18 protein-coding genes and 1 pseudogene are annotated in these 21,908 nt (G+C 64.6%); 10 read left to right on the top strand and 9 right to left on the bottom strand.

From position 1 onward, the window contains the following. Positions 1-103 precede the first annotated feature (103 nt). Complete coding sequence (locus tag JJB74_RS28520) at positions 104-2,902, bottom strand: nitrate reductase (RefSeq protein WP_200597927.1); 2,799 nt, start codon at positions 2,900-2,902, stop codon at positions 104-106. Continuing rightward, a pseudogene (locus JJB74_RS34250) lies at positions 2,902-4,107 on the bottom strand (NAD(P)/FAD-dependent oxidoreductase); the annotation flags it as partial. The pseudogene JJB74_RS34250 and the gene JJB74_RS28520, both read right to left, overlap by 1 nt. Positions 4,108-4,473: 366 nt before the next feature. On the opposite strand from JJB74_RS34250, the gene JJB74_RS28510 reads away from it, so the two are divergent. After that, complete coding sequence (locus tag JJB74_RS28510; protein ID WP_200597923.1) at positions 4,474-5,688, top strand: nitrate/nitrite transporter; 1,215 nt, start codon at positions 4,474-4,476, stop codon at positions 5,686-5,688. A 100-nt stretch (positions 5,689-5,788) separates the two neighbouring features. Beyond that, entirely contained in the window at positions 5,789-7,492 is a 1,704-nt protein-coding gene (locus tag JJB74_RS28505; RefSeq protein WP_200597921.1) for a bifunctional protein-serine/threonine kinase/phosphatase, read from the top strand. Positions 7,493-7,611: 119 nt separating this feature from the next. On the opposite strand, the gene JJB74_RS28500 is transcribed toward JJB74_RS28505, so the two are convergent. The 4 genes from JJB74_RS28500 to JJB74_RS28485 form a co-directional block, all read right to left on the bottom strand. Beyond that, positions 7,612-7,770, bottom strand: a complete 159-nt coding sequence (locus tag JJB74_RS28500) for a hypothetical protein (protein WP_234484944.1) — start codon at positions 7,768-7,770, stop codon at positions 7,612-7,614. A 6-nt stretch (positions 7,771-7,776) separates the two neighbouring features. Then, positions 7,777-8,751, bottom strand: a complete 975-nt coding sequence (locus JJB74_RS28495; protein ID WP_200597919.1) for a quinone oxidoreductase family protein — start codon at positions 8,749-8,751, stop codon at positions 7,777-7,779. Positions 8,752-8,935: 184 nt separating this feature from the next. After that, positions 8,936-9,715 (bottom strand): SDR family oxidoreductase, encoded by a 780-nt coding sequence (locus JJB74_RS28490; protein ID WP_200597917.1) that lies wholly within the window; start codon positions 9,713-9,715, stop codon positions 8,936-8,938. An 8-nt stretch (positions 9,716-9,723) separates the two neighbouring features. Further along, entirely contained in the window at positions 9,724-10,629 is a 906-nt protein-coding gene (locus JJB74_RS28485) for a DMT family transporter (protein WP_200597916.1), read from the bottom strand. A 221-nt stretch (positions 10,630-10,850) separates the two neighbouring features. On the opposite strand from JJB74_RS28485, the gene JJB74_RS28480 reads away from it, so the two are divergent. The 8 genes from JJB74_RS28480 to rng all read left to right on the top strand — a co-directional run bounded on the left by JJB74_RS28480 (position 10,851) and on the right by rng (position 17,944). Beyond that, positions 10,851-11,576 (top strand): YebC/PmpR family DNA-binding transcriptional regulator, encoded by a 726-nt coding sequence (locus JJB74_RS28480; protein WP_200597914.1) that lies wholly within the window; start codon positions 10,851-10,853, stop codon positions 11,574-11,576. 71 nt (positions 11,577-11,647) lie between these two features. Beyond that, complete coding sequence (purD, locus tag JJB74_RS28475; protein ID WP_200597912.1) at positions 11,648-12,922, top strand: phosphoribosylamine--glycine ligase; 1,275 nt, start codon at positions 11,648-11,650, stop codon at positions 12,920-12,922. 217 nt (positions 12,923-13,139) lie between these two features. Further along, positions 13,140-14,054, top strand: coding sequence for an oxygen-dependent coproporphyrinogen oxidase (gene hemF, locus JJB74_RS28470; protein ID WP_200597910.1), 915 nt, complete (start codon positions 13,140-13,142; stop codon positions 14,052-14,054). Then, complete coding sequence (locus tag JJB74_RS28465) at positions 14,042-14,695, top strand: nicotinate-nucleotide adenylyltransferase (protein ID WP_234484943.1); 654 nt, start codon at positions 14,042-14,044, stop codon at positions 14,693-14,695. Before hemF ends, JJB74_RS28465 begins: the two co-directional genes overlap by 13 nt. Further along, positions 14,695-15,303, top strand: coding sequence for a ribosome silencing factor (gene rsfS / locus JJB74_RS28460; RefSeq protein WP_200597906.1), 609 nt, complete (start codon positions 14,695-14,697; stop codon positions 15,301-15,303). Before JJB74_RS28465 ends, rsfS begins: the two co-directional genes overlap by 1 nt. A gap of 12 nt (positions 15,304-15,315) precedes the next feature. Then, positions 15,316-15,792 carry a 23S rRNA (pseudouridine(1915)-N(3))-methyltransferase RlmH gene (rlmH, locus tag JJB74_RS28455; protein WP_200597904.1) on the top strand — a complete coding sequence of 159 codons (477 nt, stop codon included), beginning with the start codon at positions 15,316-15,318 and terminating at the stop codon, positions 15,790-15,792. Between the two features lie 71 nt (positions 15,793-15,863). Next, positions 15,864-16,484 carry a Maf family protein gene (locus tag JJB74_RS28450; RefSeq protein ID WP_200597902.1) on the top strand — a complete coding sequence of 207 codons (621 nt, stop codon included), beginning with the start codon at positions 15,864-15,866 and terminating at the stop codon, positions 16,482-16,484. Beyond that, positions 16,481-17,944 (top strand): ribonuclease G, encoded by a 1,464-nt coding sequence (rng, locus tag JJB74_RS28445; RefSeq protein WP_200597900.1) that lies wholly within the window; start codon positions 16,481-16,483, stop codon positions 17,942-17,944. The genes JJB74_RS28450 and rng overlap by 4 nt, the downstream gene beginning before the upstream one ends. A 101-nt stretch (positions 17,945-18,045) precedes the next feature. On the opposite strand, the gene msbA is transcribed toward rng, so the two are convergent. The 3 genes from msbA to JJB74_RS34040 form a co-directional block, all read right to left on the bottom strand. Beyond that, positions 18,046-19,785 carry a lipid A export permease/ATP-binding protein MsbA gene (msbA, locus tag JJB74_RS28440; RefSeq protein ID WP_200597899.1) on the bottom strand — a complete coding sequence of 580 codons (1,740 nt, stop codon included), beginning with the start codon at positions 19,783-19,785 and terminating at the stop codon, positions 18,046-18,048. A 159-nt stretch (positions 19,786-19,944) separates the two neighbouring features. Next, positions 19,945-21,117 carry a YbfB/YjiJ family MFS transporter gene (locus JJB74_RS28435; protein ID WP_200597898.1) on the bottom strand — a complete coding sequence of 391 codons (1,173 nt, stop codon included), beginning with the start codon at positions 21,115-21,117 and terminating at the stop codon, positions 19,945-19,947. Between the two features lie 164 nt (positions 21,118-21,281). After that, positions 21,282-21,677: a hypothetical protein gene (locus JJB74_RS34040; protein ID WP_325170193.1), complete on the bottom strand. Its 396-nt coding sequence runs from the start codon at positions 21,675-21,677 to the stop codon at positions 21,282-21,284. Positions 21,678-21,908: the final 231 nt, after the last annotated feature.

The raw sequence follows: 21,908 nt of genomic DNA, 5'->3' as shown, positions 1-21,908 counted from the left end.
GCGCCCACCCTACGGAACAGCGGTTTTTGGGCTCGTAGGTTGGGCTGCAAGCCCAACATGTTCGCGGCCCGCAAGCGCCTGATGTTGGGCTTGTCAGCCCAACCTACGCCGCCTTCGCCCGATTCCCCATGCGCATCACGATCTGCTTCAACTCCGGCACGCAGGAGCCGCAGCTCGTGCCGCAGCGCAGCTTGCCCTGCAACTCAGCCAGCGCTTCACGCGGCTCGCAGGCCAGCATCGCCTCCAGCGCCGCATCGATCTCGGATGCCGCCACGTTCAGGCAGTTGCAGACAATGCGGCCGCGCGACTTCACACCCTGCGGCGCCTTTGCCGAAGGCGACAGCAGCATGCGCCCCAGCGACGCGACCGGCTGCTCGTTCTCGAGGTAATCGCGCAGCCACGCTTCGGCCGCGATATCGCCGGCCAGGGACACTGCGGCCAGGCGGCCATCCTCGATGCGCAGGTGGCGCGCAATGCCGCGCTTCGCATCGTCATAGCGCAACACCTGCGCGCCATCGATACCGAAGCGCAGTTCGATATCATGCAGCAGCTGCGCATCGGCAGCGTAGTCGTCGGCCGCGCGCAGCAGCACGCCAACGCGCTCGCGGCCAAAGAGCGTGCATGACGCATAGGCGAAACGCCGCATGAATGGCCGCAGCGCCGCCTGCAGCTGCAGCGCGCGCGCGGCGTCGACCCAGCCAAAGACGAGGAAACGCCATGGCAGCTCGGCCTTCAGGATTTTCACCGCCGCATGTTTCAACTCCGGCTGGAAGGAATATGGATCCAGCGCCGGCAGCGTCAGCGCATTCACGCCATGACTGCCCGCGCCGCCGGGGCCACGCCCGGACAGAAATTCCTCGCCCCAGTGCATGCCGATGAACACCTGCCCGCTCTTCATGTCTTCGCTCGACTGCGCCGGGACTATCTGCGAGCCGCGCCGGCTGGTCACATGCACCAGGTCACCCTGGCGCAGGCCATGACGCTGCATGTCCGCCGCCGCCATCGCCACCGCGGGCTCGGGCGCATGCGCATAGAGCCGCGCAACGGTGCCGGTGCGGCTCATGCCGTGCCACTGATCGCGCAGCCTTCCGGTATTGAGCCGGAACGGATAGCGCGCATCGGTAGGCTCGGCCACGGGCTCATACGCAGCGTCGACGAAGCGCGCGCGGCCGCTCGGCGTCGGGAATATGCCGTCTTCATAGAGCCGTTTGAGACCGGTCCGCGCGCCTTCCGGATAAGGCCATTGCTGCGGACCGCGTTGTTCCAGGATGCGCCACGACAGCCCGGTGATATCGAGATCACGGCCGCGCGTCGTTTCCCGGTGCTCGTTCCAGATCGCTTCCGGCCCTTCATACGGAAACAGGCTGCGCTCGCGGCCCAGCAGGCTTTCCAGCCGGCGCGCCACCTCGACCACGATGCGCCAGTCATGACGCGCCTCGCCAGGCGCGGGCAGCGCGGCGCGCACGCGGGTGATGCGGCGCTCGGAATTGGTCACCGTGCCTTCCTTCTCGCCCCAGGTCGTTGCGGGCAGCAGCACATCGGCATAGTCGGCGGTGGCGGTATGGCGATAGGCTTCCTGCACGATGACCAGTTCCGCGCGCTGCAGCGCTTCGCGCACCAGCTTCTGGTCCGGCAGCGACTGGGCCGGGTTGGTGCAGGCAATCCACAGGATCTTGATCTCGCCCTTCGCGACCGCCTCGAACATCGGCAGCGCGGTCTTGCCCGGCGCGGCCGGCACCGCGTCCACGCCCCACAGCCGCGCCACCTCGGCGCGATGCTCGGCATTGGCCAGGTCGCGATGCCCCGACAACAGGTTCGCCATCCCGCCGACCTCGCGTCCGCCCATTGCATTCGGCTGGCCGGTCAGCGAGAAAGGCCCCGCGCCCGGCTTGCCGATCTGGCCGGTGGCCAAATGCAGGTTGACCAGCGCGACATTCTTCGCCGTGCCGGACGCAGATTGGTTCAGGCCCTGGCAATACAGCGACAGCGCCGCGCGCGATTGGCCGAACCAGCGCGCCGCCTGCAGCAGGTCGCGCTCGGCGATACCGCAGGTTGCGGCAACGAATGCCGGCGTGTAGTCGGCCACGCGGCGCTTCACCGCGTCGAAACCCTCGGTATGCGCATCGATATAGGCAGCGTCGATGGTGCCTTCCTCGATGCACAGGTGCAGCATGCCGTTGAACAGCGCGACATCGGTGCCGGGCAGGATGGGCAGATGCAGGTCGGCGTCGCGCGCGGTATCGGTCACGCGCGGATCGGCGACGATCATGCGCATGGCCGGATTGCGGCGGCGCGCTTCCTCGATGCGCCGGTACAGCACCGGATGCGCATAGGCCGTGTTCGAGCCGGCGATGAACAGCACGTCGGCCAGCTCCAGGTCTTCATAACAGGCTGGCGGCGCATCCGCGCCCAGCGTGCGCTTGTAGCCGGCCACCGCGGAAGACATGCACAGCCGCGAATTGGTATCGATGTTGTTGGTGCCAATCAGGCCCTTGGCCAGCTTGTTGAAGACGTAATAGTCCTCGGTCAGCAACTGGCCCGAGATGTAGAAGGCGACGCTGTCGGGACCGTGGCGCCGGATGGTGTCGGCAATGCGGCGCGCGAGCTGGTCCTGCGCCTCGGCCCACGAGACCGGTTTTCTTTCCTCGTCGCGCCGCGCGCGCAGCTCGGGCACAAGCGCGCGCGCCTGCGCCTGCAGCTCGGGCGCGGCGGCGAGATGCAGCGTGCTGCCCTTGGTGCACAGGCGGCCGAGATTGGCCGGATGCTCCGGGTCGCCGCGCACGCCGGTGACCTGCGCGCCATCGCTCTCGATAATCACGCCGCAGCCCACGCCGCAATAGCAGCAGGTGGCGCGCGTCTCGATCGGCTTTTTCCGCAAGGGGGAAATCGTGACCGTATTCATGCTGCCTCCCCGAACATCAGGCTGTCGCGGATATCGGCGATGCTTTGCCCCTCGCGCAGCAGGCGGAAATACCAGGCGCCATCGACGGTGTCGCCGACCAGGCAGGCGCCGATGAGCTTGTCGTCCTTGATCACCAGCTTCTTATAGACGCCCGAGACCGGGTCGGATAGCAGGATTTCCTCGGCGCCCTCTCCGCCCATGAATTCGCCGGCGGAGAACAGATCGATGCCGGTGACCTTCAGCTTGGTCGAGGTGACCGAGCCGCGATAGCGCTTGACGCCGAAGCTGGCGAGATGATTCGCCGCGACCTGCGCCATCTCGAACAGCGGCGCCACCAGGCCATATGCCGTACCGCGATGGTTCACACATTCGCCGACCGCGTAGATGCGCGGGTCATAGGTCTGCATCGTGTCGTTGACGACGATGCCACGCTGGCAGAACAGGCCGGCGGCTTCGGCCAATGCCGTGTTGGGTCGTATGCCCACGGCCATCACCACCAGTTGCGCCGGGATCTCGCCGCCGTCTTCGAACTGTACCGCGCGCACCCGGCCGGCATCATCGGCGAGCAGCGCCTTCGTGTTCCTGCCAAGGGCAAAGTGCAGTCCGCGCGCTTCCAGCGTTTCACGCAGCATGCCGCCAGCGACCGGATCGAGCTGACGCTCCATCAGCCATTGCGGCAGATGCACCACCGTCACCCGCATGCCGCGCAGCTTCAGTCCATTGGCTGCCTCCAGGCCGAGCAGGCCGCCGCCGATCACTACTGCATCGGTATAGCGGCTGGCCGCTTCGATCATGGCGTTGGTGTCGCCGATATCGCGGTAGGACAGCACGCCGTCGAGCTGGCGCCCCGGCACCGGCAGCATGAAAGGCTGCGAGCCGGTGGCCAGCAGCAGGCGGTCGTATGCGGCTTCGATGCCGTCTTCGGTGACGACGATGCGGCGCACCCGATCGATGCGCGCGACCTTTTTGCCGAGATGCAGCGTAATGCCATGCTGTGCATACCAGTCGACATCGTTGAGCATGATGTCCTTGATGCCCTGTTCGCCTGCCAGCACTGGCGAGAGCAGGATGCGGTTGTAATTCGCATACGGCTCGGCGCCGAAGACCGTGATGTCATACGCTTCGGGCGCGAGTTTCAGCAATTCCTCGATGGTGCGCACGCCCGCCATGCCATTGCCAACCACGACCAGCTTCAGCTTCTTCATTCCTGCTCCTTTGCTCTTGCCGGCGGCTCGTGCCTGCGAGCGCGCCTGTCAACATGCGAGTGCTTTATGCAAGAGCGATGCCATCGGAGAAGAATGGCGGGTTCACCAATGCGACACCGCATCCCATGCGAAGCGCACCCTGGCTGTGCGCCGGACTGCGCATTGCGGTGCATGTGACGGTTGTTCGCACCAGCGCGGCCCATCGTCGCCTCGTAGGGCCTGCTGCGCCCACGCGGTCATACCCGGACCGACGATGGACCGCGTGGGCTGCGCCCACCCTACGATATGCCCACCTTCCACGACTGCCCGCAGCCCGTGGCACGCCGCTTGCATTGCCGGCGTGCACACTCACTTCCTAGGGCCATCATGCAAAAGACTTCATTCTGGAAGGCAGGCCATAAGCCGACGCTGTTCGCCGCCTTCTTCTATTTCGACCTCTCCTTCATGGTCTGGGTGCTGCTCGGCCCGCTGGCAGTGCAGATATCGAAGGACATCGGCCTGTCGGCTGCGCAGAAGGGCCTGATGGTGGCCACGCCGCTGCTGGCCGGCGCCATGCTGCGCATCGTCATGGGCGTGCTGGTCGATCATTTGAAACCGAAGAAGGCTGGCATCATCGGCCAGGTGTTCGTGATGGCCGGCCTGGCCTGGGCCTGGCTCGGTGGGCTGCACAACTATACGCAGCTACTGATCGTGGGCATCTTCCTCGGCATGGCCGGCGCGGCTTTTGCCGTCGCGCTGCCGCTGGCTTCGCGCTGGTATCCGGCCGAGCATCAGGGCACGGCGCTGGGCATCGCCGGCGCCGGCAATTCCGGCACCGTGCTGGCTTCGCTGTTTGCGCCGACGCTTGCCATCACCTTCGGCTGGAACAATGTCTTCGGCTTGTGCCTGGTGCCGCTGGCCGTGGCCTTCGTGGTCTACCTGGTCTTGGCTAAAGACGCGCCTTCGGCACCGCCGGCGAAATCGGCGATGGAGTACCTCAAGGTGCTGAAGGACAAGGATGCCTGGTGGTTCATGTTCTTCTACAGCGTGAGCTTTGGCGGCTTCTCGGGCCTGGCCTCTTCGCTGGTGATTTATTTCAACGGTCAGTACAGCCTGCCGCCGGTTACCGCCGGCTACTTCACCGCACTGTGCGTCTTCGCCGGCTCCATGGTGCGCCCGCTCGGCGGCCGCCTGGCCGACCGCATCGGCGGCATCCGTACGCTGTCGATGATGTACTTTGCCGCAGCGTTGCTGCTGTTCGTGATCAGTTTCGGCCCGGCCTCATCGGTAACGGCGCTGCTGCTGTTCATGGCCGCGATGCTGGCGCTGGGCGGCGGCAATGGCGCGGTGTTCCAACTGGTGCCGCAGCGCTTCAAGCGCGAGATCGGCGTGATGACTGGCCTGGTCGGCATGGCCGGCGGCGTTGGCGGCTTTTATCTCGCTTCGAGCCTGGGCTTCTCCAAGCAGGCCACCGGCAGCTACCAGACCGGCTTCCTGATCTTTGCCGCGCTGGCCCTGCTGGCCCTGATCGGCCTGTCACTGGTGAAAACCCGCTGGCGCACCACCTGGGGCAGCGCCGCGATGACCAGCGCCAAGGTCTGATGCCGGCTTTGCATGGCGGCGCGATGCATGCCATGCTCCCCTTCTTTCGCAAGCCCGGCCGCAGCCGGGCTGTTTTTCATCTTTCTTCCATGGGCAACGGATGCCACTGACCGTCACCACCGGACATGCAAGCGCGACCGGCAAGCGTGCACGCAACGAAGACTTCGTCGGCATGGTCACGCCAAACGAGCCGGAGCTGTCATCCAAGGGCTTGCTGGCCGCGATCGCCGACGGTGTTTCCGGTAATGAAGGCGGACGCGAGGCGGCAGAATACACGGTGCGCGGCCTGCTCGCCGATTACTACGCCACGCCTGACACCTGGCCGATGACGCAGTGTCTGGAGCGGGTGATCCAGGCCATCAACAGCTGGGTGCAGCGCCAGGGCGCGGCGCGTCCCGAGCTGGCGGGCATGGCGACCACGCTCACGGCGCTGGTGCTGCGCGGCCGCTTCTATCACTTCGCGCATGTTGGCGACACGCGGCTTTACCTGTTGCGCGCCGGCGTGCTGTCGCGGCTCACCAGCGACCATGTATGGGACCGGCCCGAGATGCAGCATGTGCTCACGCGCGCCATCGGCCTGGATACGCGGCTGCATCTCGACCATGGCATGGGCGAGCTGCGCGAAGGCGATGTGTTCCTGCTCGCATCCGATGGCGTGTGGGCGGCGCTGCCTGAGTACGACATCAACCGGCTGTTGTCCGAGCTGGCCCTGGGGCAGCGCGACGCGGCCGATTGCGCAACAGCCCTGGCCGAAGCGGCGCTGGCGGCCGGCAGCGCCGACAATGCCAGCGCGCTGACGCTCAGAATCGACGCCTTGCCGGACACCAGTTTGCGCGACGCGGTATCGGGTTTGCAGCATCTGCCGCTGCCGCCGCTGCTCAAACCCGGGCAAACGCTGGACGGCTTCGAAGTCGAAGCGCAGCTGCATGCGTCGGCCGCTACGGTGCTGTACCGGGTAAAGGATGCCGAGAGCGGCCGGCAACTGGTATTGAAGACGCTGCAGCCGGAGCGTGGCAATGATGAAGCCGAGCGCTCTGCCTTTGCGCACGAGGAGTGGCTGGCGCGGCGCGCGGTGGCGCGCTTCTTTCCGCAGGTGCTCACGCCGGCGCAGCGCAACTGGCTTTATCTGCTGACGACCTGGCATGAAGGCGCGACGCTGCAACAGCATCTCGATGCCGGCCGCCACTTCACGGCGCCGGAAGCGGTTGCTGAAGGCATGCGGCTGGTGCGGGCCATCGGCGCGCTGCACCGGCGCAGCATCCTGCATCGCGACATCAAGCCGGCCAATGTACATCTGGGCGCCGATGGCGAGCTGCGCGTGCTCGATTTCGGCGTGGCCCAGTCCGGCATCAATCCCGAGGATGGCAACAATGCGCCGCAGGCCGGCACGCCTTCCTTCCTGGCGCCGGAACAGTTCGGCCATGCGCCGCCGTCGCGCCAGACCGATATCTATGCGGCCGGCGTGACGCTGTATCTGCTGCTGACCCGGCATTATCCGTATGGCGAGATCGAGCCCTTCCAGCGGCCGCGCTTCGGCGAGCCAGTGCCGCCAACGCGCTATCGGCCCGATTTGCCGCTGTGGCTGGAGAACGTTATGTTGAAAGCGGTGGCGCGTGATCCGGCGCAGCGTTTCGAAACCGCCGAGGAATTCCTGCTCGCGTTGGAACGCGGCGCCAGCCGGCCGCTGGCAGCGCCGGCGCCGCTGCCGCTGGCGCAACGCGATCCGGCGCTACTGTGGCGCGGGGTGGCGCTGGTGTCGATGGTGTTGAATCTGCTGCTGGTTTATGTGTTGGTGGTGAAGTGAAAGATGGGCCGGGCGGCGATGCTAGTAAACCGCGCGCCCAGTCAGCAGTGAGCAAGCATCTGAACCGACGAGTCGTCGCCGCGCTTGCGCAGGCAGCGCAAGTGCAGTGACGCGCCCCGTCAGCTGTAATACGCCTCCGAAGCCCAGGTGATCAGGGCGATGAACACAACCACCAGCAGCAGCACGATCAGCAGCCGGCCGAACTTCGGCGTGCCGTCGGTGCCGGTCGGCTGCTCTTCGGGATGGTTCATCGGATTGCCATGCGGCGCGTCCATCATCACCTCCTACGGAAGCAGAATGCTCGAGCCGGTGGTCTTGCGCGCCTCGAGATCGATATGGGCCTGGGCTGCATCCTTCAGCGCATAGCGCTGATTGACTTCGATCTTGACCTTGCCGCTCGAAACCATGTCGAACAGGTCCTTCGCGGTGGACTCCAGGTCTTCGCGCTTGGCGACGTAGGTAAACAGCGTCGGCCGCGTGATGAACAGCGAGCCGCGCGAGGCCAGTTCCTGCAGCGAGAACGGCGGCACCGGGCCGGACGCGCTGCCGAAGGACACCATCGTGCCCAGCGGCGACAGGCAGTCGAGCGAGCCGGTGAAGGTGTCCTTGCCGATCGAGTCGTAGACCACGGGAACGCCTTTGCCGCCAGTGATTTCCTTGACGCGTTCGACGAAGTTCTCCGTCTTGTAGTTGATCACGTGCGCCGCGCCATGGGCTTTGGCCAGTTCGGCCTTGTCATCCGAACCCACGGTGCCGATCAGGTTCACGCCCAGCGCCCGCGCCCACTGACAGGCGATCAGGCCGACGCCGCCGGCGGCCGCATGGAACAGGATGGTGTCGCCGGCTTTCACTTCGTGGGTACGGCGCAGCAGGTATTGCACGGTCATGCCCTGCAGCATCATCGCTGCGCCGGTCTCGAAGTCGATGTCGTCCGGCAGCTTCACCAGCGGCGCCGCCGGCATCACGCGCGACTCGGCATACGCGCCCGGCGGATGGCCGGCATAAGCGACGCGGTCGCCCGGCTTCACATGCGTCACGCCCTCGCCCACCGCTTCGACCACGCCCGCGCCTTCCATGCCGATGCCGGCCGGAAGCTGCTGCGGATACAGGCCGGTGCGGAAATACACATCGATGTAATTGATGCCGCAGGCATGCTGCTTGACGCGCGCCTGGCCGGGGCCGGGTTCGCCGACTTCGACATCCACGTACTCCAGTACTTCCGGACCGCCGGTGCGGGAGATTCTGATTGCCTTGCTCATGAGTGCCTCGCTGTGGTTGGGTTGCAGTCTTCTTGTGATCACATGGCTTGGGGCGTAGGTTGGGCTGACGAAAGGAAGCCCAACGTGAAGCTCGATCAACCAACGGCAATTGCCCCGGTTTGAAACATCGCTTTGGCCGCCAGTGACTCGACCTTCGCGTTGGGCTTATCAGCCCAACCTACGATCAAAACGTCCCCGGATACGCGCCGCCGTCGAGCAGCACATTCTGCCCGGTCATGTAGCCGGCATGCGCGCTGCACAGGAATGCGCAGGCCGCGCCGAATTCGGCCGGGGTGCCGAAGCGTTGCGCCGGGTTCTGGCGCCGGCGCGCATCCATCACTTCTTCCAGGCTCTTGCCGGAGGCTTTCGCCGCGCCGACCATGGTCGCGGCCAGGCGGTCGGTGTCGAAGGGACCGGGCAGGAGATTGTTGATGGTCACGTTCTTTGCCACGGTCTTGCGCGCGATGCCGGCGACGAAACCGGTCAGACCCGAGCGTGCGCCATTGGACAGGCCAAGGATATCGATCGGCGCCTTCACCGCGCTCGAGGTGATGTTGACGATGCGGCCGAAGCCGCGCGCCATCATGCCGTCTACGGTGGCCTTGATCAGCTCGATCGGCGTCAGCATGTTGGCGTCGATCGCGGCGATCCATTGCTCGCGGCCCCAGTCGCGGAAGTCGCCGGGCGGCGGTCCGCCGGCATTGGTCACCAGGATGTCCGGCTCGCCGCAGGCGGCCAGCGCCTGTTGTCTGCCTTCGGGCGTGGTGATGTCGGCCGCTACTGCATTGACCGTCACGCCGTATTTCGCGCGAATCGCGTCGCAGGTCGCATTGAGCTGCTCGGCGTTGCGCGCCACCAGCGTCAGGTTCACGCCCTCGGCGGCCAGCGCCTCGGCGCAGCCGCGCCCCAATCCCTTGCTCGCGCCGCAAACCAGCGCGTTCTTGCCACGTATTCCCAGATCCATGTCGTCCTCTACCCTTTCTTTTTCGATAGCAAATAAATACCGGCCAATACCAGCCCCGTGCCCGCGAGCTGTATCGCGGTGATCGGCTCGCCGAGGATCAGCGCGCCGAGGAACAACGTCGACACCGGGCCGACCATGCCGGACAGCGATGCTCCGGCTGCGCCGATGCGCTCCACCGCGATCATCGTCAGGAACACCGGCAGTACGGTGCATACCACCGCGTTGAATACCGACAGCCCGTACACCGCGCCCGGCTGCGCCAGCGCTTCCGGACGCAGCAGCAGGAACTGCAGTATGCACGCCGCGCTGGAAACGCACATGGCATAGGCCACCAGCCGCAGCGCGCCGATGCGGCGCACCAGCTCGCCCGACATCAGCAGATAGACCGCATACGATACCGCGCTGGCGAGCACGAAGGCGCCGCCCAGCGGCACATTCGACCCGCCAGTCTTCGCGTCATGCAGCAGCACCAGCACCGTGCCGGCATAGCACACGCACAGCGCCAGCCATTCCAGGCGCGCGATGCGCTTGCCGAGAAACAGCGCCGAGATTAGCAGCACGAAGGATGGCGTCAGGAACAGGATCAGCCGTTCCAGGCCGGCGGTGATGTACTGCAGCCCGAGGAAATCGAGAAAGCTCGACAGGTAATAGCCGAGCAGGCCCAGAATCGTTACGCGCATGCGGTCGTGCCAGGACAAGGGCGCGGCGCCGCGCATCTTCCACACCGCAACGACGGCGAAAAACGGCAGCGCGAACAGCATGCGGAAGCCGATCAGGGTCACCGCGTCAACCGGGTAACGATAGATCAGCTTGGCGACGATGGCCTTGGCGGAAAACAGGATGGCGCCGACGATGGCGATCGCCAGTCCGGAAAGATAGGCCTGGCGCGACAGCGGCGATGCGGAAGAAGTCATCGGCGGATTGTAATGAAATTTCGAACGTTCTGTTTTCAATATGGAAATGCCTTCTGCCGCAGAAGCAGCGGGATGTGGCAAGCGCCCATGGCAGGGATTTTGGCAAGTGGGCCGTATGGTAAAATCGCCGGCATTTTTCCCCGGACGGACGGGCTGAAAACCACCACAAGCACAGCGCGACGCCGCGCACCGCCATCCACCAACCTCATCTGGAAAGCACCATGGCAGGACACAGCAAATGGGCCAACATCAAGCACAAGAAGGCCGCCACTGACGCCAAGCGCGGCAAGATCTGGACGCGTTTGATCAAGGAAATCACGGTCGCCGCGCGCATGGGTGGCGGCGACGTCAATGCGAATCCGCGGCTGCGCCTGGCGGTGGAAAAGGCGGCCGACGCCAACATGCCGAAGGACAACGTCAACCGCGCGATCCAGCGCGGCACCGGCGGCCTGGAAGGCGCGAACTATGAAGAGATCCGTTACGAAGGTTATGGCCTGAACGGCGCAGCCATCATCGTCGACTGCCTCACCGACAACCGCGTGCGCACCGTGGCCGAAGTCCGCCATGCGTTTTCCAAGTTTGGCGGCAACATGGGCACCGAAGGCTCGGTGGCTTTCCTGTTCACGCATTGCGGCCAGATGCTGTTCGCGCCCGGCACCGACGAAGACAAGTTGATGGAAGCTGCGCTCGAAGCCGGCGCCGAAGACGTAGTGGCCGACGAGGAAGGCGGCTTCGAAGTGCTGACCGGGCCTAACGATTTCGCCACGGTGAAGGATGCGCTGGAAGCGGCCGGCTTCAAGCCCGAGGTGGCCGAGATCACGATGAAGCCCTCCACCGAGACCGTGTTCACCGGCGAAGATGCAGTGAAGATGCAGAAACTGCTTGATGCGCTCGAGAACCTTGATGACACGCAGGAAGTCTATACGAACGCGGTCATCGAGGAATAAGCAAGACCGGCCTGAACCCGGCGGCGCCAACCGGCATGCCGCCATTGCGCATCAACCAAAAGACAGCTTTCATGAAAATTCTTGTCGTAGGCTCCGGCGGCCGTGAACATGCGCTGGCCTGGAAACTGGCCCAGTCCGAACGTATCCAGCTGGTGTATGTCGCGCCCGGCAATGGCGGCACCGCGCTCGATACGCGCTTGAGGAACGTGCCGCTGACCGATCCGTCCCAGCTGGCCGACTTTGCGCAGAAGGAGCATGTGGCGCTGACCGTGGTCGGGCCCGAAGTGCCGCTGGCCGCGGGCATCGTCAATGTGTTCCGCGAGCGCGGCCTGAAGATCTTCGGACCGACCGCCGAAGCCGCGCAGTTGGAGAGCTCGAAGGATTTCGCCAAGGCATTCATGCAGCGCCACGGCATTCCTACCGCCGCCTATCAAACCTTCTCCGAATTGGATGCCGCCCACGCCTACATCACCGAGCGCGGCGCGCCCATCGTGATCAAGGCCGACGGCCTGGCCGCCGGCAAGGGCGTGGTGGTGGCGATGACGCTGGAAGAAGCGCATGCCGCGGTCGACATGATGCTGTCGGACAATCGCCTGGGCGACGCCGGCGCGCGCGTGGTGATCGAGGAATTCCTCGATGGCGAGGAAGCCAGCTTCATCGTGATGGTCGACGGCAAGAACATCCTGCCGCTGGCCACCAGCCAGGACCACAAGCGCCTGCTCGATCACGACGCCGGCCCCAACACCGGCGGCATGGGCGCTTACTCCCCGGCGCCGATCATCACGCCCGAACTGCATGGCCGCGTGATGCGCGAGATCATCGTGCCCACGGTGCAGGGCATGGCGCATGACGGCATCCCGTTCACCGGCTTCCTGTACGCCGGCCTAATGATCGACAAGGAAGGCAATCCAAGAACCCTGGAATTCAACTGCCGCATGGGCGACCCCGAGACCCAGCCGATCATGGCGCGGCTGAAGACCGATCTGGTCTCGGTCATGGAGCATGCGGTCAACGGCACGCTGGACACGGTCAAGCTCGAATGGGACCGCCGCACAGCACTCGGCGTGGTAATGGCCGCGGCCGGTTATCCGGACGCGCCGCGCAAGGGTGATGTGATCGCCGGCATTCCGGAAGAGAGTGCCGAATGCGTGACCTTCCATGCAGGCACCGCGCTCAACGGCAACACGCTCACCACCAGCGGCGGCCGCGTGCTGTGCGTCGTTGGCCTGGGCGACAGCGTGAAGATGGCGCAGAAGGCCGCGTATGCCGCGGTGGAACGCATTCATTTCGATGGCGCGCAGTTCCGGCGCGATATCGGCTGGCGCGCGATCAAGCGGCACGGCTGAGTTTCCTTTTTTCTTTCCGTTCGCGCCCGTGCTGCGGCGATCCCGCAGCACGGGCGCGATGCTTTTGGGCTCGCGTTTCGTATCTTGCGATACACATGGCGGCGCCGCAGGTGCAATACAAGAAATCAAATGCCACTCGCCCGCCACCGCGGCGCGCTTTTCCCTATGCCCACCCGGCAAGGTACAATCGCGGCTTGCCATTCTCGCCAAGCCCGCCGTGTCCAAGCCCGATTCCTCCCTCAGCGACGTCAAGACCTATCTGCTCGACCTGCAGTCGCGCATCGTCGAGGCGCTCGCAGCCATCGACGGCAAGCCATTCATCAAGGATGTATGGCAGCGCCCGGAAGGCGGTGGCGGCATTTCGCGGCTGATCGAAGAAGGCAATGTGCTCGAGCGCGGCGGCGTCGGCTTCTCGCATGTCACTGGCCGCAATCTGCCGCCGTCGGCCGCGGCCAACCGGCCCGAGCTCGCCGGGCGGCGCTGGGAAGCGATGGGCGTGTCGCTGGTGCTGCATCCGCGCAACCCTTATGCGCCGACAGTGCACATGAACGTGCGCTTCTTCACCGCGCTGGCCGAAGGCCTGGAGCCGGTGTGGTGGTTCGGCGGCGGCATGGATCTCACGCCCTATTACGGCTTCGAAGAGGATGCTAGGCATTTCCATCTCACCTGCCGTGAGGCGCTTGCGCCTTTTGGCGACGACCTGCATCCGCGCTTTAAGCGCTGGTGCGATGAATACTTTTACCTGAAGCACCGGCAGGAGCCGCGCGGCGTCGGCGGCATCTTCTTCGACGACTTCAACGAGCGCGACTTCACGCACAGCTTCGGCATGATGCAAAGCGTCGGCGATCATTTCCTCGACGCCTATCTGCCCATCCTCACGCGTCGCAAGGACATGCCGCATGGCGAGCGCGAGCGCGACTTCCAGGCTTACCGGCGCGGCCGCTATGTCGAATTCAACCTGGTGTTCGACCGCGGCACGCATTTCGGCCTGCAGTCGGGCGGGCGCACCGAATCGATCCTGATGTCGCTGCCACCGGTCGTGAAATGGCGCTACAACTGGCATCCCGAAGACGGCACGCCGGAAGCCCGGCTTTATAGCGATTTTCTGGTGCACAAGGATTGGACCGCGTGAGGCATTGCATCGCGCTTCTTGGCGGCAGCTTCGACCCGGTCCACAATGCGCACCTGGCGCTGGCGGGCCATGCGGTCAAGCTGCTTGGACCCGAAGAATTGCGTATCCTGCCCGCTGGCAATCCCTGGCAGAAAGGCGGCCTGGTGGCCTCGGGCGCGGATCGGGTTGCGATGCTGCGGCTGGCATTTGCGCATCAGCCGGTGCCCGTAGTCATCGATGAGCGCGAAGTGCATCGCAACGACGCCAGCTATACCGTTGACACGCTGCGCGAGCTGCGCGACGAGCTTGGGCCGGAGGTCTCGCTGGTGTTTGTGATCGGCGCCGACCAATTGCTGAAACTCGACACCTGGCACCGCTGGCAGGACCTGTTCGGCCTGACCCATATCCTGGCGGTATCACGGCCAGGCTTTGACATCACCGCGCTGCCGAGCGCCGTCGCGCGCGAGCTGCAGCGTCGGCAGGCGAGCGCCGCGCAATTGCGCGAGTCGCCCTGTGGCCTCATGTTGCTGGCACTGAATCTTGCCATCGATGTCTCAGCTACCGGGATACGGGATGCGCTCGCGCATGGACAGCGGCCGTTGCGGGATCTGCCAGAGCCAGTGCTAGACTTTATTGAACAACATCACCTGTACGGAACCTAATGGATATCAAGAAACTGCAAGCCGTGGTCGTCGACGCTCTCGAAGACGTGAAGGGCCAGGACATCGTGGTCTATGACACCACGCACCTGACCAGCCTGTTCGACCGCATCGCGATCGCGTCCGGCACCTCGAACCGCCAGACCAAGGCGCTCGCCGCTTCGGTGCGCGACAAAGTCAAGCAAAACGGCGGCGAGATCCTGAGCCTGGAAGGCGAAGACACCGGCGAATGGGTGCTGGTCGATCTGGGCGACATGATCGTGCACATCATGCAGCCCGCGATCCGCGCCTACTACCGCCTGGAAGAAATCTGGGGCGACAAGCAGGTGAAGTTCGGCGCTGCGGTCAGGAAGACAGCGGCGAAAAAGGCCGCTGCTGCCGACGAAGAAGCGCCGAAGAAGACTGCGCGCCGCGGCACACTGAAGAGCGGCGCGGACGCCGAAGCGCCGGCGGCAAAAAAGGTCGCGGCCAAGAAGAGCCCCGCCAGGAAGGTCGCCGCGAAGAAGACCGCCGCCGCAAAGACGCCCGTAGGCAAGACAGTCAAGGTCGCATCGAGCAAGAGCGCGACGGCTTCGAAGAAGACCGCGGCCAAGCGCGCCAAGGCAGCGTAAGCGCGACGCCGGATGCAGCTCGTCATTGCCGCGGTCGGACACAAAATGCCGGGCTGGATCGAAACCGGCTATGCCGAATACGCCAAGCGCATGCCGCCGGAATGCCGGCTCGTGCTCAAGGAAATCAAGCCGGTCGACCGCTCCGGCAGCCGCAGCGCCGAAACCGTGATGGCGATGGAGCGCGAGCGCATCGAAGCGGTGATCCCGAAAGGCTCGAAGGTGGTAGCGCTGGATGAGCATGGCCGCGACCTGACCACGATGGATCTGGCTCGACAATTAACCGGCTGGCAACAAGGCGGGACTGATGTAACATTCGTCATCGGCGGCGCGGATGGGCTGGACGCCGAGTTCAAGCGCCGATCGAGCTTGCTGCTGCGCGTGTCCAGCCTGACGCTGCCGCACGGCATGGTCCGCGTGCTGTTGGCCGAGCAGCTGTATCGCGCCTGGTCGATCACGCAGAATCATCCTTATCACCGGGCGTCGCTGTAGCGAGCCTGTATGGACTAATGGACCAGTGGAGCCATGCACCAAATGGCCCGGAATCGAAAGCGCAAACGCCAATGAAAGCCTCCGACCAGAAAATCTATCTGGCATCCAAGAGCCCGCGCCGGCGCGAGCTGCTGCGCCAGATCGGCATTGAATTCGAATTGATGCTGCTGCGCGAAAACACCGCGCGCGGCCCCGATGTGCCGGAGCTGGTGCAGCCCGGCGAATCCGCGCTGACCTATGTCGAGCGCGTTACACGCGAAAAGGCCGAGGCGGCGGTGCAGACGATGCTGTCGCGCCGCCTGCCGCAGCGGCTGGTGCTGACTGCGGACACCACGGTGACCATCGATACTCGCATCCTCGGCAAGCCGGAAAACGTCAATGAAGCGATCGCGATGATGCGGTCGCTCTCGGGCCGAACCCACCAGGTGATGACTTCGGTAGTGGTGATGAGCCAGCACGAGCACTGGCAGGCCACGCAAACTTCCGACGTCAGCTTCGCGCCGCTGTCGGACGACACGATACGCGCGTATTGCGGGCTGTCCGAGCCTTATGACAAGGCCGGCGGCTATGCGATCCAGGGCCATGCAGCGCAGTTCATCCGCCATATCGCGGGCAGCTACTCGGGCATCATGGGCTTGCCGCTGTTCGAAACCGCGCAACTGCTGCAACAGGCCGGGATCCGGACCTTATGAGCAGCGAAATCCTCATCAACATCACCCCCCAGGAAACGCGGGTCGCGCTGATCATGCAGGGCGCAGTGCAGGAACTCCACATCGAGCGCACGGTGGCGCGCGGCTATGCCGGCAATGTCTATCTCGGCCGCGTAGTGCGCGTGCTGCCAGGCATGCAGTCGGCCTTCATCGACATCGGCCTGGAACGCGCGGCCTTTCTGCACGTGGCCGACATCTGGGAAGCGCGGCCGCATGACGGCGGCAATGCGCCACCCAAGCCGATCGAGCGCCTGCTCTTCGATGGCCAGTCGATCATGGTCCAGGTGGTGAAGGACCCGATTGGCACCAAGGGCGCGCGGCTGTCGACGCAGATCTCTATCGCTGGCCGCATGCTGGTGTATCTGCCGCAGGACCCGCACATCGGCATTTCGCAAAAGATCGAGAACAGCGCCGAGCGCGACGCGCTGCGGCAAACGGTGCAGCGGCTGCTGCCGCCGGAAGAACGCGGCGGCTTCATTATCCGCACCATGGCCGAGGATGCTTCCGAAACCGATCTGCAGATGGATGTCGACTATCTGCGCACCACCTGGGCCACGGTGACCAGTCGAGCCAAGGGCAACCCGGCGCCGACGCTGCTGTACCAGGACTTGAACCTGGCGCAGCGGGTGCTGCGCGACTTCGCCGGCGACGACACGACGACGATACAGGTCGACTCGCGCGAAAACTTCGTCAAGCTGCAGGAATTCGCGGCGACCTATACGCCCTCGGTGTCATCGAAGCTGGTGCATTACAGCGGCGAGCGTCCCCTGTTCGACCTGTATGGCGTGGAAGAAGAAATCGAGCGGGCGCTCGGTCGCCGCGTGGACCTGAAGTCTGGCGGTTACCTGATCATCGATCAGACCGAGGCGATGACGACGATCGACGTCAACACCGGCAGCTATGTGCACGGCCGCAATTTCGACGACACCATCTTCAAGACCAACCTGGAAGCGGCGCAGGCGATTGCGCGCCAGCTGCGGCTGCGCAATCTCGGCGGCATCATCATTCTCGACTTCATCGACATGGACAATGCCGAGCATCGCAGCGCGGTGCTGGCCGAGCTGCACAAGGCGCTCGCGCGCGATCGCACCAAGGTATCGGTGTCGGGATTTTCCACGCTGGGACTGGTGGAGATGACAAGGAAGCGCACCCGGGAATCGCTGGCCCATGTGCTGTGCGAGCCCTGCCCGGCCTGCCACGGCAAGGGCCAGGTAAAGACGGCGCGCACGGTGTGCTACGAGATCGTGCGCGAGCTGGTGCGCGAGGCGCGGCAATTCGATCCACGGGAATTCCGCATCCTTGCGTCGCAAGTGGTGATCGACCTCTTTCTCGAAGAGGAGTCGCACAACCTGGCGCAGCTCGGCGACTTCATCAAGAAGACGATTTCGCTGCAGGTGGATAGCGGCTATCAGCAGGAGCAGTACGACATCATCCTGATGTGATGGTAGGTAGGTTGGGCTGACGAAGGAAGCCCAACGGGAGACCGCTCGGGATCGGGCTTCCGTTGGGCTTGTCAGCCCAACCTACGAGAACGCCAGCAGGTCTACGCCGGAATTTCCCCGCCGTACTGCAAGTGATACAGCCCGGCGTACGCGCCATTACGCTCCAGCAGTTCCTGGTGCGAGCCCTCTTCCACGATTTTGCCGCCGGCTAGCACGACGATACGATCGGCGCGCTCGATGGTGGACAGGCGATGCGCAATGACCAGCGTAGTGCGGCCGCGCATGAGCACCTCGAGCGCTGATTGCACTGCGCGCTCGGACTCGGTATCCAGCGCCGATGTGGCTTCATCCAGGATCAGGATGGGCGCGTCCTTGTAAATGGCGCGCGCGATTGCCATGCGCTGGCGCTGGCCGCCGGAGAGCCGGTTGCCGTTGTCGCCTATGCGTGTCTGCATGCCTTGCGGCAGCGCGCGTATTACGTCCTCCAGGTACGCGGCACGCGCCGCGGCCTCGATGCGTTCCGGATCCGGATTGCTGTCGCCATAGGCGATATTGGCGGCAACGGTGTCGTCGAACAGCACCACGTTCTGGCTCACCATTGCCATCTGCGCGCGCAGGCTCTTCAGGGAAATGTTCTCGATAGGCTCGCCATCGAGCAGGATGTCCCCTTCGGTGACCGAGTAGAAATTCGGCACCAGCGACACCAGCGTCGACTTGCCGCCGCCAGACATGCCGACGAAAGCCACGGTTTCACCCGGCGCGATCGACAGCCTGATGTCGGTGAGCGCGAACTCCTTGTGCCCTGGATACGCAAAACTCACATCACGAAATTCGAGCCGGCCGACGGCGCGCTTTTCCAGCGTACGGCCGCCCGTTCTTTCAGGTTCGGTATCGAGCAATGCATACACTGCTTCGGAAGCAGCCAGGCCGCGCTGCATCGGTCCGGCCATTTCCGCCAGATGCTTCAATGGCGTAAGCAGCATCAGCATCGCGGTGATGAAGGAAACGAAGTCGCCGACGGTGGATTCGCCGCGCGAGGATTGCACCAGCGCGATCACGATCACGATCGCCACCGCGGTCGCCGCCATCAACTGGGTGACCGGCACCATGGCGGCGGTGGAAATGTTCATGCGCATCGTGAAGCGGCGCAGCGCCGAGGCGCGCTGCTGGAAGCGGTCGAGCTCGTAGTGCTGCGCGCCGAAGATCTTGATCACTGCCTGGCCGCGGCCGGTTTCCTCGATCACGCGGGTCAGTTCGGCGTTCACTTCGAGATAATCCCGGTTCAGCTTGCGCACCCGCTTGCCGGTGATGCGAATCACGGTAGCCGTCAGCGGCAGCAGCACCAGCGCAATGAAGGTCAGCTTCCAGTTCAGCCAGAACAGGAAGCCGAGCAGCATGGTTACCGTGAGCGTGTCGCGGATGGCGGACGTGAGCACGTTGCGCACCATGTCGATGATCATCTGCGTCTCGAACATCATCGAGTTGATCACCTTGCCCACGGTGCTGTTGGCATAGAACGAGGACGGCACCGCCAGCACCCGGGAAAAGATCTTGCCGCGCATCTCGTTCAATAGCGTGCTCGTCACCCAGGTCATCATGTAATTGGTGAGAAAGGTCGACATGCCGCGCAACACGAAGATGCCGATGACGGCTACGGGCACCATCCACAGCTGCAGCGTCGGTTTGCCGATGAAGCCACGGTCGAGCAATTGCTTCATCACTGCCGGGAACATCGGCTCGGTGGCGGCGGTAAACAGCATGCCGATCAGGGCCAGCGCCAGGCGGCCGCGATACGGATGAAACATGCTGAGAGCGCGCCGGAAATGCGGTGGCAGCTTCATGAAAAAACTCGGCAGGTCATGGGAAGGAAGGCTCGGTCAGAAAGAGGGAAGGCGTGAGGAAATGCCTATGCCGGCGGGAAGAGGCGCGGCGCGAAGCGGGGATTATAGTGGATCGCGCGCGCCACATCCCGGTGCATGTGCCTTCCTGCAACAGCAACATCACCGCAATGGCTTGGCATTTGTCGCGCCGGCTGCGATGACGGCGGCCAGTGAAAGCGCCGCGGCGCCGATCACAAACAGCAGGCTGAAGGAATGCAGGGCGGCATACAGCGCCGTCATCGCATAGCCCCCTGCTGCCTGCAGCAGCGCCCAGAGAAAGGTCAGCATTGCCCAGTTGCGCCGATGCGCGGCAGCGCCGGCGATCTCGACCACGCGTCCCGAAGTCACCGCCACCAGCCCCGGCGTGAGCGCGCCGACCAAGAAGGCTGACAGCAGCAGCGCAGGAACCGAAGAGGAGGCGAGCGGCAGCGCCACCGCGGCCGCCTTCACCGCCAGCGAACCCACCAGCGCAAGCCGAAAGCCGAAACGGTCGGCAGCGTAACCGGCAATCAGCGGACCAAGCGTGGCGCCAACGCCGAACACGGCCCAGGACACGCCGCCTATGGACATTGGCAAGCCGATGCCATGGACCAGGTATTCGACCCAGAACACCGCGTGCGGCAGATAGCCGATCGCATCGAGTGCGTAGGCGCAGGCCAGCGCGAGCATCGGGCCGCGCGGCAGCAGCGGCCCCGCTTCGGCAGCCACGTGGATGTCGTCGCCGGCAAACTTCGGCCAGGCATAAGCCAGCGCAAGAAAACCGCATGCGGCCAGCGCCAGCCAGGCCGCGCGCAGATGCACCGCTCCGGCGGCGGGCACACCCAAGCCAGCCGCGATGATGCCCACGCCGATGCCCGCGAACACGATGCCTACCGCCTTGCCGCGCAAGGCCGCCGGCACGCGCGTGAGCACATAGGGCGCGGCGATGATCATCAGCATGCCGCCGGCCACGCCGGCAGCCAGGCGCGAGAACCACATCCAGGCGAAGGCTGGCTGCAGAGCGCAGGCCAGGAAGGACAGCGGCAGCACGAGGAGTGAAAAGCGTATCGCGCGCGTTGCGCCAATACGCAGTGCCAGCGGATGCGCCGCCAGCGCGCCAGCGAGGTAACCGAGCAGATTGGCCGCAGCGAGCCCGGCAGCGCCAGCCGGGCTCGTCCAGCCAGCGTCGATCATCAGGGGCAACAGCGGCACATAGGAAAAGCGGCCGATGCCTATGCCGGCCAGGGTGGCGCACCAGCCGGCCAAGGCCAGTGGCAGCCAGGCGCGCAGCGCCCGGGGGGTTGCATCATGCATGAAGGATGTCTCGGGTTCTTGTTCTTTGCGGGAACGACATCATGGCATGACTGCACTCTTCGCGTTGATCGGGTTCTTCAGCTCTGTGCTGCATCCATAAACGACAAGGCCCCGCGCCGCCGCCAAAAATGGCGGCCGCGCGGGGCCCTTGGCGCATGCGTGGATTACTTCACGGTCGCGGCCGGCGCCAGCGCATCATTGCGCTCGGCGGTAGATGTCGCTTTCTCGGCCTTCAGGTCAGCCTTGGCTTCCTTCTTTGCCGCCTTGGCGCGCTTCTTGATCGCCTTCTTTTCGGCCTTGTACTCAGCCTTGGCTTCCGAATCGGACTGGCGCTTCTGCACGTACGGATCGTTGGACTGGCCCGAGCTCTGCACCGCGGTGCGGTTCACTTCGTTCGGGGCCGACAGCGGCGCGCCATTGCCGCGCGTCGGCGTGGTGGTGGCGCCAGTGCCGGTGGTCGGCGGGCCAACCGGATTCGGCGCCTGGTTGGCCTGAGCCATGGCGGCGGAAGAAATAACGGCGACCGAAGCGGCCAACAGCAAGTTGCGCAGGTTCTTCATGGAAGACTCCTTTTTTGATTGATTTGCAGGATGCCGCGTCCTTGTCTTCGGTTGACTTTCGACATCGCGAAGGCGGGATGAACGCGGCGTGCTGATCCGGAAGTGCGTGATGAACAACCGTCCAACTCGAGTTGTCAGAATAGTCTTGCGGCACGGCAGCGTCAGTGCGATACCGAACACAACCATATCGATCGTGCAACTGCGCATCGTCACCGTGGCGTCTCTTCATGC

The sequence above is a fragment of the Noviherbaspirillum pedocola genome (assembly GCF_016632335.1).
Classification (GTDB): Bacteria; Pseudomonadota; Gammaproteobacteria; order Burkholderiales; family Burkholderiaceae_D; genus Noviherbaspirillum_A; species Noviherbaspirillum_A pedocola.
Note: the sequence above shows the minus strand (reverse complement) of the source record. Positions and strands in the feature narration are given on the sequence as shown.